Raw genomic sequence first — 14,548 nt, forward strand, 5'->3', positions numbered from 1 at the left:
CTAGAATCGCACCAGTCGAACAGTTGATTAACGCGGTCGTTTTCACGGCTTTGAACGTGTAATTCGTCCGTTTGGCGTAATGCTGGCTCGCCGCGATACGATCCATGCCGGTTGCGTCGATTGCCTGGATTTCGCCGGTGTCGTGCAGCTCCGCCGACAACCTGAGAAAGTCGCGCCAGAGCGGCATCTTCAGCTCCTGCATGCGCGCACGAACGGTGGTAAAGCCGGGCAGTTGAGACACGTCTAGATCGAGAATTCGAGCGATCCGCGGCATTTCGTAAAGAATGTCCAAGAGGCGTCGGTACGGCAGATCGAGATACGTTTTGATATCGTGAATCGACATGATCACCCAGTCGGCGTAGCCGCTGAAACCCTTCTGAACGGCCGGTTTCGGGTCGCCGACGACGGCTTTTTGGGCAAGCGAAACAATGCGACTAGTGAAGCGGGCTAGTTTGCTGGACACAAACTGCTCTTCCCGCTTCATTTCCTAGTAAGTTAGACATTTAGCGTGAGCTACTAGGAAGACGACACCAGTTCGTGAGTCGCTGGGTCGTCGGTTTTCGAGCATCTAAACAAGGCCGTTATTGTGCTTTTCTTGGAGTATTTCGATATCAAGCGGGCGCGCTCGACTGTTTACAACTGGATCCAGAAAGCTGACTACAGCCGACAGACGGAGCCCAGCCGGATCACGTTACGCTCGACGAAACCGTGATTCAACTGGACGAGAAATGCTACTGGCTGTACGGCTGTCGTTCCCGAAACAAACGAACTCATCCATATCTGGCTCTCTTTGACGCGCAATGAGGGCGTCACCTCGATCTTCCTCTCCGAGTTGTCCGAGAAACCCGACGTCGACGATACAATACTTCTTGTCAATTTTGGACCTTGGCTGAAAGTAACTCCCCACGGATACGGACTCCGATTTCAACATGAGATACACGGAAATCGGAACGCTGCCGAATATATCTTTTAGAAAGTAAAACAGCGTGTCCGACAATCTAAATACTATTCTAGGAACGCCAATCCAGCAACCGCCGAGACATGGTTGCAGAGCTACGCATACTGCTGGAACCAGCTAATCTGAACAATGTCCAGGCGCGCCGGTGATAAGACGAGATGGGCGGTTGCGTGCGGTGCTGAGAGCCTGCCTTGTGTGACCGAGTGGTCCTTAGTCCAGATGCATCGAATCAAGCTTTCTTGGTTAAGTAATAGTCGAAAGGTTCGAGTAATAAGTGAAGAAATATTCAATTACTATTCTAAACCATTTCGTTCAGTAATAGAGTTTTATTTTAGTTTGACAGGAAAGCTATGGAGTATTCAGTTAGTTATACTGTACTCTGGTGGATGTGAACTAGATACACGAATCTGTCCATCAGTGGGGAGACATGAGCGAGTCAACAAAGAATCCAGCAGGCAAACCGTCACAGAACCCGGCGTCCGTTCCACGTGCAACTATCCATAAACAAATCCTCGATATTGCAGAATCGCAACCAAATGCATCGATGGAAGCACTCGCAAGCGACGTGTCTGGGGCAACACCCGGGCTTGTCGAGAGAGTTCTTGAAGAATATGGCGATCCCGTTGACGATGACCCGTCGATGACTGAAATTGGATCCAGCACATCCGATGATCAGCTTGACACACCGTCAGAGAACGATGAAATCAAATCAGAAGAGAATCAGGAACTGTCCGCACCAGCGGATCCAGCCAAGGTGAGCAAGAAACAATGGAGGGTTTTACAAGCGATTTATGAGAATCCAGATGCGACCCAGCGGGATCTCGCTGAACGCTTTGACGTGACAGCCGCAACGATTTCGCGACGGGTCAACGCTATTGATGGGTTCGAATGGGGGACTCGAAAGAAGTACGTCAACCAGATATTTGACAACGGGAACACAGAACCAATGATGCAGGACCACACGGACACCGCAGTCGAAGAGCACGGAAGCCGTCTCGATGATCTTGAACAGCAGGTACACCGGCTCGAAACCCAGGTAAATGACTCCACATCACAGTTCAGCAGTGACGACCCTGAACTCGTGGCGAAAGTGATGCATGCGTGTCTTCACTCGGACCAGATCACCGAAGACGAAGAGGTACAGATATTGACCGAATTTCTCGCTTGACGCGCTCATCCCGCGTCTCGTTCTATCGCGGCCGGCGAGCCAGTGACCATGGTCGGCGGTCCACCAATGGATCCGATCGAGTGGTACGCATCACGTGCCGCGTCTGCGTGACCTAAGGATGGTACTGCGTCGCCTGGCCGTCGCGCTTTCGTTGCACTCGCTCTGCGCACTGAGGCGGCTGGCTCCCAACACTTCCAACGATCGCCGATCTCACTCGGCGCCTGCCGAACGGGACGCTGGGAACGAATTTTGCGCTCTCCAGACGGTCTACATCGCGCTTGGGGCATTGAGTTCAATTCTCTTCTAGCCGGTCGCCGACCGCGGGTACTTCGACAAAGCGTTGCTCGGCATTGCTGTCTTGCGGGGATGGTCGTTCTCATTGTGGCCAGCTCGATCGAGTACTGAGCCGGCGAGAGTTATGGAAGTGTGAGGCATGCCCTCGACAAGTGGACTAGGTATCGTGTTCGGCGAAAGCGTCGCCGGCATCTCTGGCCATCTCCTTTGCCTCAATATGCGAATACGATTTTCGAACCACCTCCTCACTGTTGTCCAAAAGACGAGCAGCAGCAGTGAATCCGCGCTGGCGAACCATTACTTTACCAGCGCCGCGACGCCCCCCATGTGGCGCGAGATAGCCGTGCTTGTCATCGAGGGAAATTTCAGCATCTTCGTAGAGACGCCGCATGATCCGGCGAGCACCGTCTGTATTGATCGAGGGCGGTATCAACTTGTATTCTCCTGTTGTATTCCCAATTATATTGGTGATTTTCTGCGACAACCGACAGCGTTCCCACTCAGAAATTTGCGTATTTCCAGACTGAGTGTCTTATTACCTAATTCCGGGTTCCTTTTTCAACAGCGTCGGCGTATTATCGGCCGTCACAATCGGTACGTGCTCGTACTCACCTAAAAAATCGATCCCTAGGCGGTGTCGCATTAGATGTGATGAAAACTGAACCTCCGGCAAAAGATAACCTCTTACTTGATCACCCAGACGTATTCATTATACCATACATTGCAGCGTTAATTCGCAATAGACCATCTAACTTGCCGATTTCACGAACCGCAGAAAAATCAAGATGGCACTCACAGGGACATGTCCAGACACGTCGATATATCCAGAAGTTTTTACCAGGTAATAAACGACTATTTGCAATCATTTTCCCGTATATGGACATTTAGTGTCTAAAAGTTTTGAACGTATAATACATATAATAATAGTTCACCATTTGGATATCTGGTTAGTCGACTACATTCCTAGCTCTGTTATTACCTGTAATTATTGGATGAAGTGTCTGTCGGCATGGAAACATTAAAAACCTTACCCGATAAATGGTGATCATGACCATCATTGCCCCGGTAGACCGGACAGAACTTGCGGTCGATGTACTCAACGAGGCCGAAGATCTTGCCGAGGCTTTTGACGCCAAGGTGCACGTAGTCCATGTCTTGAATCGTTCAGAGTTTATTGACTTGGAAAGAACTAGTGTCGATGAAAGCGGCTCATCAATCCCTGTTGACAATATCCGCGACATGGCGGCCAATATTGCAGAAGAAAAGGCATCTATCTTGGATGTTCCATTCGAAACAGTTGGGGTAGTTGGCGACCCGGCGCAGTCCGTAGTGGACTACGCTACAAATCAGGATGCCAGGTATATAGTAACGGCCAGTGGAAAGAGATCACCGACTGGCAAGGTGATCTTTGGTTCTGTTGCACAGTCGATTTTGTTAAATGCGGATGCCCCAGTGGTGATAGCTGGTAAATAGTCTCCGTAATCCGTCCCAGTGGTACTAACACTTCTAACTAAGCAAGACAATATTATTCAATCTTCACCTGGGGTTATGTCTCTATCTAATCTAAATACACCACATAATATCTGAAAATGTACGTTGGAATAACAGAAGTATAGGTCAAAATGCGCATTCTAAGAAAAACAAATATGGGTGTCATGAAACGTGTAAAAGAACACTCGACATTAGCTGTCATTGTAAGTGGAAATTTTGTACAAATGGGTGGGCGACTCCTGATTGGTGCCGTCGTACCTTTAGTCCTTGTCTATTACGAGACGTCGCGTTCGAATATCGGATTTGCTTTGTCCGGGATGTGGGCACTGTACGCTCTTGCTCATTTCCCGAGTGGAGTTCTAGCGGATAAGTACGGTGAACGCAAATTACTAATGGTAGCTCTCATCTCGGCCTGCCTTGGACTTTGTGCAGTTGCACTGGCACCGAGTATACTTCTGTTCACGCTATTCGTCTTAGCGTACGGTACGGGTGCAGGGCTGTTTTTTACGCCAGCTTCGTCGCTCATCTCACGTTTGTATACCGAACGGGGTGGAGCTTTGAGTGTCCTCACTGCAAGTGGGGGCGTAGCAGGTGTCCTCTTCCCAATCGCTGGTGGGTTTATTGGTGTTCGATTCGGTTGGCGTGTCGCTATCATGCTCGGTGCAGCTATTACGTTCACCGTTCTGATGACCACTGTCCAACTAACCCATTCAGTTCAACCTTTGAATCCCGCTCAGAAGTTACGGAGTCTACGTGATTACAAGCGTCACTGGCAATTGCTCAGCCGCCCCAGTGTCGCATACACGGTGGCACTGGGCGTTCTCGTGGGTTTTACCTTTCAAGCCATCTCTTCATTCTTCCCGACATTTCTCGTTGAGTATCGAGGTATTGAGCCAGACATCGCAGGTCTCATATTCGGCGTCGTCTTCGGGCTGTCGTCTGTGTCACAACCGGTTGCTGGCCGACTTTCAGATTTGTATTCCCGAGACCTCGCTATCGGGCTCAGCGTCATATTAGTCTTTGTGGGGATTGGGACGCTCCTTCTGGTACCTTCAGATACTGGATTAATATGCGGTGTCGGATTAACTGGTATAGGAATTGCTTGGCCTGGACCAATACAAGCCCGGTTTTTTGACCAGTTGACGGAGGATAATCAGGGATACGGGTTTGGGCTACTTCGGACGGTGTACATGTTTTTAGCGTCATCAGGAAGCGTAGTCGTTGGAGTCCTTGCAGACATGGGTGGATGGATTTCTGGGTATGGAATAGTGATCGTCGTTCTTGGGACATGTCTTGCGCTCCTTGGATCCAACTGGTTGTTTTCATTGGATTTGTGATAGACAAATATAGGTCATCTTTATAAAATAGGTATATTCATTCGACACGCTGACTTATATTAAAATACCAAAATCTAAAAGCGCATAATACTTATAATAATCTTCTTCCCTTTCCTAATTGCAATGTCACAGATAGACATACAGAGCGATCAGAAGATGCTCATTAACGGTGAGTGGGTCGAGGCAGACAGACAGACCGAAGTCATACACCCTTACAACGACGAGACTGTCGCGTCAGTTCCGCTTGCTAGTAAAGAACAGGTGATTGAAGCAATTGATGTCGCAGAGCGCGCATTTGATGACTCAGAGTTGTCTGCATACGATAGATATGAACTACTGAAGAACACTAGCGAGCAGATCGAGAATCGTGCTGAGGAAATTGCTCGGATCATCACAAGTGAACAAGGGAAACCAATAACCGAAGCCCGTACCGAAGTAGATCGCGCAATACAGACATTAACCCTATCGGCTGAACAGGCCAAGCGGATGTACGGTGAATACATCCCAATGGATCCACAAAAGGGATACAAGCGAGATCATTGTTTTACTCAACGGGAACCTCTAGGCGTCGTTGCGGCCATCACTCCATTTAATTTCCCGCTGAATCTAATGGCTCATAAAGTCGGTCCTGCATTGGCCGCTGGCAACGCTGTCGTTGGGAAACCAGCTACAGATACGCCGCTAAGTTCTCTTGTGTTGTTTGAGTGTCTGGAAAAGGCACTGACGGAGGTTGACGGACCTGATGGCTTAATTAACGTAATTACCGGTAGTGGTTCTACTGTAGGTGATACCATTCTTGACCACGAGGCCGTTGAGGCTATCTCCTTTACTGGTAGTACAGCTGTCGGAAAATATCTCGCAGAAAATAGTGGAATGAAAGAGGTCACACTAGAACTTGGCGGTAATGACCCAACGATTATCTGGGATGATACTGATATAGATGCTGCAGCCAAACAAGTAGTAGGAGGTGCGTGTTCAAATGCTGGCCAGGTCTGTAATAGTGTTGAGCGTGTTATCGTACCAGAACATATTGAGGACAAAGTTGTCAACGCCTTGGTTGACGCTGCAGAAGATCTTATACTCGGTGATCCCTTCAGGGAGGATACTGACGTAGCTGCGATGGTTAATGACGACCAATTTGAGTTAGTCGTTGAACTATTTGAGGAGTCAGTCGAGCAGGGGGCTATAGTAGAATGTGGTGGAAATTATGGTGGTGACTTAGGTTCACGCGTCTTCGAACCGACGGTTCTCTCGGAAGTCGATCCGGGAATGCCGGCTGCTAATAAGGAGTCGTTTGGTCCACTTATCCCCGTCGTCACCGTAGAGGACTTTGATGAGGCTCTCAGCGAAGCGAACAACACCAACTACGGTCTTGAAGCTGGTCTATTCACGCAGGATATTGACCGAGCCAAGCGAGCTGCTGATGAAATAAACGCCGGCGGTGTCAATATTAACACGGTCAGTGGTTTTCGGGCTGATCATATGCCATATGGTGGATTCAAGGATTCAGGCGTCGGTAAAGAGGGGATCAAGTATACTGTCGAACACTTCTCTCGTGAGAAGCTTGTCGGGTTCCACCAGGGATTTACTAGCTGAGTAAGAAGAACATCTAGTACACTTTCGTTTGCTGTTGTCCTATTTTGAACCTGAATTAGGATTGCTTGTTTAATACATCAGGAATATCAAACGGAGAACTCACGACAGTCGCCCCAGCGTCCGAGAGAGCCTTGGTTTTATTTTGGTCATTTTCAGCGATCGCTCCAGCATGCCCCATCTTTTTTCCGGCGGGGGCGTGCTGCCCTACAATGGTTGCAAAGACGTCTGTTTCCAACTCAGGTATTACCGTTGCTGCCTCCTCCTCAAATCGACTGCCTATCTCCCCGATGTATACGATTTTGTCCGTTTGGGTATCCTTATCAAATTCCATAAACGCTTCTGCTGGTGTCGTTCCAAGATACGGATCTCCGCCGACACTCAAAACGGTACTCTGTCCGATGTCGTTTCTCGTGAGCAACTCAGAGACCTCTCCTGACAGACTGCCACTCCTAGCTATGATACCGACGTTACCTTTTTTATACCAATGTCTGTTATTATAATAATTTAGAACGACTGCTGCCTTCTCTGGGGAAACAACTCCTAACGTATTCGGACCAAGTAGAGTCACATCATGCCTTTTTGCATACTCACTGACTAGAAGCGTATCCTGGACTGGAATATTTTCCGCAACTACTACGATAGTCTTGATTCCTGCGTCAATAGCCGAGAGACATGCATCTTTGGCGTAGGGAGCTGGTACAAGGATCAGGGATGTGTCTGCATTCACGGATGACGTCGCTTCTGAAACGCTCCTATACAAGGGTATAGCCTCAGTTGAGTCCACATCATTACTCCGGGTAACTCCTGCGACGATATCTGTCCCGTATCTCTCAAGTTCCGGAATTAGTTCTTGTGCTACGTATCCCGTTGCGCCTTGGATCACCAACTGAGTTTCTTCAGTGACGTATACTGCCATTAATCCTCACCTCCTTCCAGATGCAATAGCACTTCTCGTATTGCAGATCCCATCTTAGACATAGACTGTATCCCCGCATCTTTGCAAATCCCAAGTGCTTCTGTTTGCCTATATCCTTTAAAACGAGCAACAATCGGTATTGGATATCCATCCTGAACAGCGGCCGCAAGTTCAGAAGCAATTTTGCTACAATCTAAAATCGGTCCAACAATATTTACGAATACAACTGATGCATCGGCTCGTTTGAGATATGCGAGGAATCCATGGATATCTTTCCACTCAAACTGAGCACCGTGCGTATCTATGAAGCCGGCAAATCCTGCGTCTGAGGAACTCTCTACGAGATCAAGTGCTGACATTCCAGCACCTGCGCCGTTTGAAAGAATCCCAACTTCGCCAGAACCCACGCGCAACTCGATCCCATCATCTGCTGCTTCACCCTCCAGTTGTGAGATGCTCCTATACGTGTCTTCATGATTTTGACGGAAGGCTGCTGATTCATCGGGTACGATTTTGGCATCTATCGCGACAATCCCTTGATCGGTGACTCCTAGTGGGTTGATTTCTAATAATCGCAGATCCTCGGATTGAAACAAGTCCCAGGCCGACTCGGCCAGTTCCGTTAACTGCGCGGTTAGAGATGGCAGTTTTGACTCGTCCGCTCTCAACGATTCCATCGCCTTGTGTAAATGGTATTGATGAAACCCGACAAGGGGGTTGATTTCTTCCGTAGCAACCTCTGATTCCGGTACAGACTCGACTTCTTGACCTCCATTGAGGGTGAGAATGAGGGTGGGTAAATTATCACTCCCGTCTGCTGAAAGGGCGAAGTACAGTTCGTCGTGAACATCAATTCGCTCTTCTACTAAAACGTTCTCAACCTTGTGACCCTCGATTTGGGTATCTAAGAGTCTCTCTACCTCGTCCCGTAACTCTGATTGAGTCTCCACGAATTTGATCCCATCTTTTTTTCCCCGGCTAGAGACGGGTACCTGTACTTTGACTACTGCAGGGAACTCACAAACTGAGGCTTCACTTGCATCTGAGATGGCTTGTCCATCAGGTACTTCGATACCAGCGTTAGCGAGAAGTTCTTTGCCAGCGTACTCGGGGTATTCCAGCATATTTTGTCACCTCGTTGTCTACTTTCCTTCCCATTCTGGCTCACGGTCTTCGAGGAACGCCTCGATGCCTTCAGTTTTATCTTCTGTATTAAAGAGGTGGGCATATAGTAGTGCTTCGTGATCAAGTCCAGTATCCATATTGGCTCTTTCACTTAGGCGGATTGCCTTCTTTGCGTATTTGACTCCAAGTGGACTTTTTTCGGCGATTGTGTCTGCGATTTCGTATGTACGCTCATTCACTGCTTCGAGGTTATCATATGCCTCTTCAACAAGGCCAATCCGCTCAGCTTCTGCTCCATCAATGAGCTCACCAGTTAAAATAAGGCGACTTGCTTGACCTCGCCCAACGAGTTGACTGAGCCACTGCGTGCCGCCTGCACCGGGAAACAATCCGATATCCGTCTCGGGCTGCCCGAATATAGCGTCCGTCGCGGCTATACGAATGTCACAGGCTTGCGCAAGCTCACAACCCCCGCCAACTGCTGCACCAGTCACCTGTGCGATCACCGGTTTACTGAGGTCGTAGACCCTGTGGAAAATACGTTTGTTTTCAATCCGTTCCATGAGTTGAATGCCATCCATGTCACGAAGTTCTGTTAAATCGCCTCCGGTGCAAAATACGTCTGCTTCCTCAGAGCTAGTTAATACAATGACTCCCGTTTGTGGGTCATCTTCCACTGCTTCAAGTACACGTTTCAATTCGCTCCGAAAGTTCGAGTTCAATGCATTTTTTGCCTCTGGTCGGTTCATTTGTATGGTAGTTACCATCGTATCGCCTTTGTTTTGAGAGATATTGACCATCTCACATTCGGCTGCAACTATAGCAGGCTTGGCAGTATTTGGCATGACTGTATCTTCCACAAACGACTGACTGCGAACATAAATCTATGGGTCTTCAAGCAGTCTGACGAACTCACAGTGCTTCGTTTAGAATGGGATAAGGGCGTGGCCCAGGTTATTAACATAGATTGAACTGCTCATAATCAGTGCGCTTGACGTTCCCAGAAAACTGGTTAGTGAACACTGACACTTGCCCCTTCGTTCGTTCACAGCGAACAAACCGGTATACCAGTTATTAGTTTGACTGAACCGTGTGGAGTGACAAAGCCAACGAGTTCGCCCAGTCGATTAGCGACGGACAGTCGCTGTAAGATGGTATCCTACAGGTTTAGGAAGTAGACTATCCAGGTCTTGCTTTTACATTCATAGGGATGTAATCCACTTCGTGCCTGGCCCCCGCAATGCGTTCGATAAAAACGAACATTGATAACGAAAGGTAACTGCCTTCTGCTATTGAAGATTATCAAGTGCTGGTTACAATGGTGGTCCCTATAATATAATATTCTCAGGAGTGAAATATATTGATTTTTAATTCGTTAGTAGCCCCAAGTAGTAATTCCGGAATTTCAGACTGCAACTTTTCCCCTTTAAGGCGGTTTGCAGGTCCAGAAATACTAAGAGCACCACTCACACCACCATCAGCATTTTTAATGGGAGCAGCTACTGCATTAAGTCCCTCGAGCGATTCTTCCTTGTTGAATGCATAGCCTCGATCCCGAATCTGCTCTAAGTCTTCGAATAGTTCGTCTTTGTCGGTGATAGTATTCTCCGTTTTTTGAAGGAGGCCATGCCGGTCGATGATCTCCTCAACCCGCTCCTCAGAGAGGTTTGCTAGAATGGCTTTTCCGCCGGCAATAGTATGCAAATGAACGCGCTCGCCGACCCGTACCGGCGGATGAATGGGATGTTTCCCAGTTGCCCCACACAAGTAATAGCACATCCCGTTCTCTTCGACTTGCCCCCAAGCCCGCTCGTTAGTTTCCTGTGCGAGGTGAGTTACCTTCTCTTTTACCTTCGGATAAAGTTCGCTCATATTTCGGGCGTAAATACCCTGTCGTAGGAATTGGAGGCCGATTCGATAAAATCCATCCTTTTTGACGACGTATCCACGTTCACGTAGTGAGGTGAGATGGGCGTGGACAGTACTCTTCGCGATGTCCAATTCGTTCGCTATTGTAGTCACGCCTGCACCGTCCTCTTCACGGAGAAATCGGATAATATCCATCATCGTATTATCGGATTTAATAGATCGTTTCGTGGTTTTCTTTCCCATGGTTGGACTTCGAATCTACGGGACTAAAAATGTATTTGTTATTAGCGAACAAGGAACGTAGACACAAGCTGAAGACTACATTATTATTCGTTCCCGTAGCGAAGAATTTCATCTCAGAGTGGCTAGGTGTCGGTCTCGTCAGGCTCCCTGGCATTGGAAGGTAATATTTGCTACTGCTTCGAACGACCTGCGACGGTTCAGACACTACAACCACGAAAGACCGAATCAGGCAGTAGCCGGATCAACTCCAGCTGAGGCGGTCTAGAACTAGACAGTGCTCTCAGGGATGTATGCATCAAGATATCAAAAGCATGGAAAAGTCTTTGTCTTTCCCATTGGTTTACCAAATCGATGGATCTGAAAATCAATGGTGACGCAGCACTTGTGACAGCATCGTCAAGCGGTCTCGGAAAAGCTTCAGCGAAAGCACTCGCCCAAGAGGGAGTCAATGTGGTCATAAATGGACGAGATACAGATCGACTATCTGAAGCGCAGGAAGAAATTAAGGAGTCGGCAGACGGTAAAGTTGTTGCACAATCCGGAGACTTAACGACCAACGAAGACGTAACCAGATTGGTGGATAAGACGGTCAAAGAGTTTGGTGGTTTGGATCATCTTGTGGTGAGTGCTGGCGGTCCGCCTGCTGGTTCCTTCCTTGAAGTGAGTGATGAGGAATGGCAAGAAGCGTACGACCTCCTCGTCATGAGCGTCGTTCGTCTTGCCCGTGAGGCCCATCCACATTTGATGGCGAATGAAGGTGGAACGATGGTCACTATTACTTCTCGGAGTGTCAAGGAGGCAGTCAATAATCTTGTACTTTCGAACTCTGTTCGTATGAGTGTTATCGGACTTGAAAAGACTCTCTCGAAGGAGTTTGCGCCTGAAGTACGCGTCAACTCGGTACTACCTGGCTCCCACGAGACAGCACGGATCGAAGAATTAGTGCAGTCCGCCGTCGAACGTGGCGAATATGAATCCTATGAGGAAGGACTCGAGGATTGGGTCGATAATCCACTTGAGCGAATCGGTGATCCAATCGAATTAGGAAACACTGTTGCCTTTCTATCTTCCCCTCAGTCAGGTTACATAAATGGAGCGGCAATCCCAATTGACGGTAGTGGGATGAAATCCAATCTCTAATTGTAATTGGAATACATATATAGGGTTGTCATAGTTAGTAAAGCCGCAACCTCTTCATGAATTCGATCACATCGAACATATTTAGTGGAGAAGGATGATTTTCAATCGGGAACAGTGGAACTCTGGCCGCAGTGGTCGTACCAGTCGCCCCGCACAATCTGCGAAACACTGACGACCCGAAAGACATCAAATAAAGGGTCGAAGACTGGATCGAGGAACACAGTGAGGAAGTTCACCTTGAGCAAGCCCTCTTAGATAAGATGTACAACCGCCGGGAAGGAGTCGAACGAACTAATGACGCGGTCACGGATTGCGGTCTCGGGCACGTTCGCGCCCGAGGCGGCCTCCACGCACGAACACATGTGTTCCTTGCGCTGTATCTCCGGATTGTCGTCGCAATCACAAACTACGAACGCAGAGACAATTTTGGTCGAGAGAAGTTCAAGTTGTGAGACGGGTTCTATGACACGTTCAGGTCTATAAATCTCTTCTCGTCTCAGATTCGCAACGTGCAGATGGAAGTCTTCAACACCTCTTCGTGGAGGCCTATGAACAACGCGTCTTCGTCAGAGGCTATATTCGTGCATACTCCCATGGTTGAGTCCCACTCTTAACTATTGGTCTATCTATTGTCTATTATAAAGATAAGTAGTGTTAAGAGCAATCGTTACCCCAAATCTGGCCCAATAAGTCAGATTCATGTCTCCCTTATACAGTACCGGCAATTTATTATTAATATATATTCTACCACTATATCATAATATTCTATATTCGTATTCCTTACTACCAACACCGTTCTGATTGCCGTAATGTTTATATATCTGCCGATTAAGGAGTGTATTGGGTTCGATAAATAATGCGACCAACTCGTAGAGAAGCTATCAAATCAGGGGTAGCAACGATTGCGTTGACTGGTCTCGCCGGTTGTATTGGTGGTGGCGGCGATGGTGGTGGGGGAGATTTTCCGTCGGATGACCTTGAGGTAATTGTCCCGTTCCCTGAGGGAGGTGCAGCAGACGCGTACGCGAGAAACACTTGGCCCCATGCAGTCGATAATCTTGGTGTGAATGTTCAGGTTGTTAATGAATCAGGTGCGGCGTCACTCAAGGGAGCAGGTCGGCTTATGAACGCCGAACCTGACGGGTATACACTCGGTAATTGGAATCCAGGATCGACTCCACTTTCGTACATGGTGTATCAGCCGGATGGCTACGACCTCAGTGAAGCTAAAGGGGTGTGCCAGACTGGCCGTATTAACTATGTACTGTTAGCGCACCCTTCCATCGAAGCAGAAGGATTCGAGGATATACTTAGCCGGTACCAAAATGGAGACCTCACCCAGCTCGCTGCGCAGCAAAAAGGGGGGATAATGCATGTCCTCGCAAAGATCATGAAGAGCAAGTTTGATTTCGATTACCAAACATACGTCGGATACGACGGCAGCCCCCCGGTTGTTGAATCGGTTGCCTCAAACGAAGTCTCGGTGGGCATCGCGGCTGACGGTGCAGCACAGGGTAGCGGCGATCAAGTTGATGTCGTTGCCAGTCTGGGGAGTTCGGGAAGTGCAATCTTCCCGGACGCACCGATTATAACCGAGCAAGGGTACGAAAATATCGATTACGTAGCGCAATTAGGTGTTGCGTTTTATGCACCACCTGAAACACCTGATGACCGGATTCAGATCTGGGCTGATGCTGTTGAAGAAATAATGGACAAAGAGGAGGTTAAACAGTGGTCTGAAGAGGCTGGGTTTGCTCTTGATTACGGAGGGCCGGAGGTGGCAACAGAACTGAATCAGCGTCCATTCGAAGAGATTCCAGCAAACGTTGACCTTGAGGAGATCCGCGCTGAAGTCGAAGGTGCCTGAGTGGATCATCTTTATTTGTACCACATGAAGAGACTAATTCAGAGGGCGAAAAAGGATGTTTCTGGAGAACACGTGGTGTTAGGCTTATTTATAATCATTTCCGCATTCATGTTCGTAGAGTCATCGTCCTACAGTGAGCGGGCGCGTATGTTCCCTCGGGCGACAGCACTGGCCACCATTGTTTGTTCGGTGGCTCTGCTACTCCGAAGTTATCTTCCCGAGCAGATCGCGGATACGGTATCAGCGACAGCAGTTGGTCGTCCCGACGATGACATAGTTGCAGAAGCTATGGAAGGGGTAGAACGTAATATCCGCGATATCATCGTTTTAGCTCTTCTGGTTGTCGGATATACCATTCTCGCATATCTTATAAGCTTCCTGTATGCGAGCCCAATCTTCGTGCTGGCATATACGCTCTATAACCGGAAGTCGTGGTACAAAATAGTGATATTGACTCTTCTGGGATACGCGATACCGTATGGTTTCTTACTGGCGGTAGGTGGACCGATTGACAGCGGTATACTTACATAACAATAAAATCACA

The 14,548-nt window shown here is 48.3% G+C and carries 13 protein-coding genes and 2 pseudogenes; 9 read left to right on the plus strand and 6 right to left on the minus strand.

The genetic code is table 11. The annotated features are described in order from the left end of the window. A partial coding sequence (locus tag AC6I6X_RS22495; protein WP_497932808.1) for a transposase occupies positions 1-484 on the minus strand: 484 nt, incomplete at its 3' end. 901 nt (positions 485-1,385) lie between these two features. Here AC6I6X_RS22495 and AC6I6X_RS22500 point away from each other — a divergent pair. Further along, positions 1,386-2,126: a winged helix-turn-helix transcriptional regulator gene (locus tag AC6I6X_RS22500; RefSeq protein ID WP_497932809.1), complete on the plus strand. Its 741-nt coding sequence runs from the start codon at positions 1,386-1,388 to the stop codon at positions 2,124-2,126. Positions 2,127-2,577: 451 nt separating this feature from the next. Here AC6I6X_RS22500 and AC6I6X_RS22505 read toward each other — a convergent pair. Then, positions 2,578-2,862 (minus strand): annotated as a pseudogene (locus AC6I6X_RS22505) (tyrosine-type recombinase/integrase); the annotation flags it as partial. Positions 2,863-3,071: 209 nt separating this feature from the next. On the opposite strand from AC6I6X_RS22505, the gene AC6I6X_RS22510 reads away from it, so the two are divergent. The 4 genes from AC6I6X_RS22510 (at position 3,072) to AC6I6X_RS22525 (ending at position 6,844) form a co-directional block, all read left to right on the plus strand. Next, the gene (locus AC6I6X_RS22510) at positions 3,072-3,308 is read left to right on the plus strand and encodes a hypothetical protein (RefSeq protein ID WP_497932810.1); all 237 of its coding nucleotides are present in this window, start codon (positions 3,072-3,074) and stop codon (positions 3,306-3,308) included. 159 nt (positions 3,309-3,467) lie between these two features. Continuing rightward, the gene (locus AC6I6X_RS22515) at positions 3,468-3,893 is read left to right on the plus strand and encodes a universal stress protein (RefSeq protein ID WP_497932811.1); all 426 of its coding nucleotides are present in this window, start codon (positions 3,468-3,470) and stop codon (positions 3,891-3,893) included. 182 nt (positions 3,894-4,075) lie between these two features. After that, the gene (locus AC6I6X_RS22520; protein ID WP_497932836.1) at positions 4,076-5,248 is read left to right on the plus strand and encodes an MFS transporter; all 1,173 of its coding nucleotides are present in this window, start codon (positions 4,076-4,078) and stop codon (positions 5,246-5,248) included. A gap of 123 nt (positions 5,249-5,371) precedes the next feature. Continuing rightward, positions 5,372-6,844 carry an aldehyde dehydrogenase family protein gene (locus tag AC6I6X_RS22525; RefSeq protein WP_497932812.1) on the plus strand — a complete coding sequence of 491 codons (1,473 nt, stop codon included), beginning with the start codon at positions 5,372-5,374 and terminating at the stop codon, positions 6,842-6,844. Between the two features lie 55 nt (positions 6,845-6,899). On the opposite strand, the gene AC6I6X_RS22530 is transcribed toward AC6I6X_RS22525, so the two are convergent. The 4 genes from AC6I6X_RS22530 to AC6I6X_RS22545 all read right to left on the minus strand — a co-directional run bounded on the left by AC6I6X_RS22530 (position 6,900) and on the right by AC6I6X_RS22545 (position 10,997). Next, positions 6,900-7,760, minus strand: a complete 861-nt coding sequence (locus AC6I6X_RS22530; protein ID WP_497932813.1) for a succinate--CoA ligase subunit alpha — start codon at positions 7,758-7,760, stop codon at positions 6,900-6,902. Then, positions 7,760-8,884: an ATP-grasp domain-containing protein gene (locus AC6I6X_RS22535; protein WP_497932814.1), complete on the minus strand. Its 1,125-nt coding sequence runs from the start codon at positions 8,882-8,884 to the stop codon at positions 7,760-7,762. The genes AC6I6X_RS22530 and AC6I6X_RS22535 overlap by 1 nt, the downstream gene beginning before the upstream one ends. A gap of 18 nt (positions 8,885-8,902) precedes the next feature. Then, positions 8,903-9,745, minus strand: a complete 843-nt coding sequence (locus AC6I6X_RS22540; RefSeq protein WP_497932815.1) for an enoyl-CoA hydratase/isomerase family protein — start codon at positions 9,743-9,745, stop codon at positions 8,903-8,905. Between the two features lie 484 nt (positions 9,746-10,229). Next, positions 10,230-10,997 carry an IclR family transcriptional regulator gene (locus tag AC6I6X_RS22545; protein ID WP_497932816.1) on the minus strand — a complete coding sequence of 256 codons (768 nt, stop codon included), beginning with the start codon at positions 10,995-10,997 and terminating at the stop codon, positions 10,230-10,232. Positions 10,998-11,348: 351 nt separating this feature from the next. Here AC6I6X_RS22545 and AC6I6X_RS22550 point away from each other — a divergent pair, with 351 nt between their 5' ends. The 4 genes and pseudogenes from AC6I6X_RS22550 to AC6I6X_RS22565 all read left to right on the plus strand — a co-directional run bounded on the left by AC6I6X_RS22550 (position 11,349) and on the right by AC6I6X_RS22565 (position 14,535). Continuing rightward, positions 11,349-12,137, plus strand: coding sequence for an SDR family oxidoreductase (locus tag AC6I6X_RS22550; protein ID WP_497932817.1), 789 nt, complete (start codon positions 11,349-11,351; stop codon positions 12,135-12,137). Between the two features lie 122 nt (positions 12,138-12,259). Then, positions 12,260-12,589, plus strand: a pseudogene (locus AC6I6X_RS22555) (transposase); the annotation flags it as partial. 455 nt (positions 12,590-13,044) lie between these two features. Continuing rightward, positions 13,045-14,004 (plus strand): Bug family tripartite tricarboxylate transporter substrate binding protein, encoded by a 960-nt coding sequence (locus AC6I6X_RS22560; RefSeq protein WP_497932818.1) that lies wholly within the window; start codon positions 13,045-13,047, stop codon positions 14,002-14,004. 24 nt (positions 14,005-14,028) lie between these two features. Next, entirely contained in the window at positions 14,029-14,535 is a 507-nt protein-coding gene (locus AC6I6X_RS22565) for a tripartite tricarboxylate transporter TctB family protein (RefSeq protein ID WP_497932819.1), read from the plus strand. The last annotated feature ends 13 nt before the right edge of the window (positions 14,536-14,548 follow it).

The organism is Halosolutus sp. YCN4 (assembly GCF_059736495.1).

Coding starts and splice junctions, on each gene's coding strand:
- AC6I6X_RS22500 (WP_497932809.1), top strand. CDS start 1,386: ATGAGCGAGTCAACAAAGAATCCAGCAGGCAAACCGTCACAGAACCCG.
- AC6I6X_RS22510 (WP_497932810.1), top strand. CDS start 3,072: ATGAAAACTGAACCTCCGGCAAAAGATAACCTCTTACTTGATCACCCA.
- AC6I6X_RS22515 (WP_497932811.1), top strand. CDS start 3,468: ATGACCATCATTGCCCCGGTAGACCGGACAGAACTTGCGGTCGATGTA.
- AC6I6X_RS22520 (WP_497932836.1), top strand. CDS start 4,076: ATGAAACGTGTAAAAGAACACTCGACATTAGCTGTCATTGTAAGTGGA.
- AC6I6X_RS22525 (WP_497932812.1), top strand. CDS start 5,372: ATGTCACAGATAGACATACAGAGCGATCAGAAGATGCTCATTAACGGT.
- AC6I6X_RS22530 (WP_497932813.1), bottom strand. CDS start 7,760: ATGGCAGTATACGTCACTGAAGAAACTCAGTTGGTGATCCAAGGCGCA.
- AC6I6X_RS22535 (WP_497932814.1), bottom strand. CDS start 8,884: ATGCTGGAATACCCCGAGTACGCTGGCAAAGAACTTCTCGCTAACGCT.
- AC6I6X_RS22545 (WP_497932816.1), bottom strand. CDS start 10,997: ATGGGAAAGAAAACCACGAAACGATCTATTAAATCCGATAATACGATG.
- AC6I6X_RS22550 (WP_497932817.1), top strand. CDS start 11,349: ATGGATCTGAAAATCAATGGTGACGCAGCACTTGTGACAGCATCGTCA.
- AC6I6X_RS22565 (WP_497932819.1), top strand. CDS start 14,029: ATGAAGAGACTAATTCAGAGGGCGAAAAAGGATGTTTCTGGAGAACAC.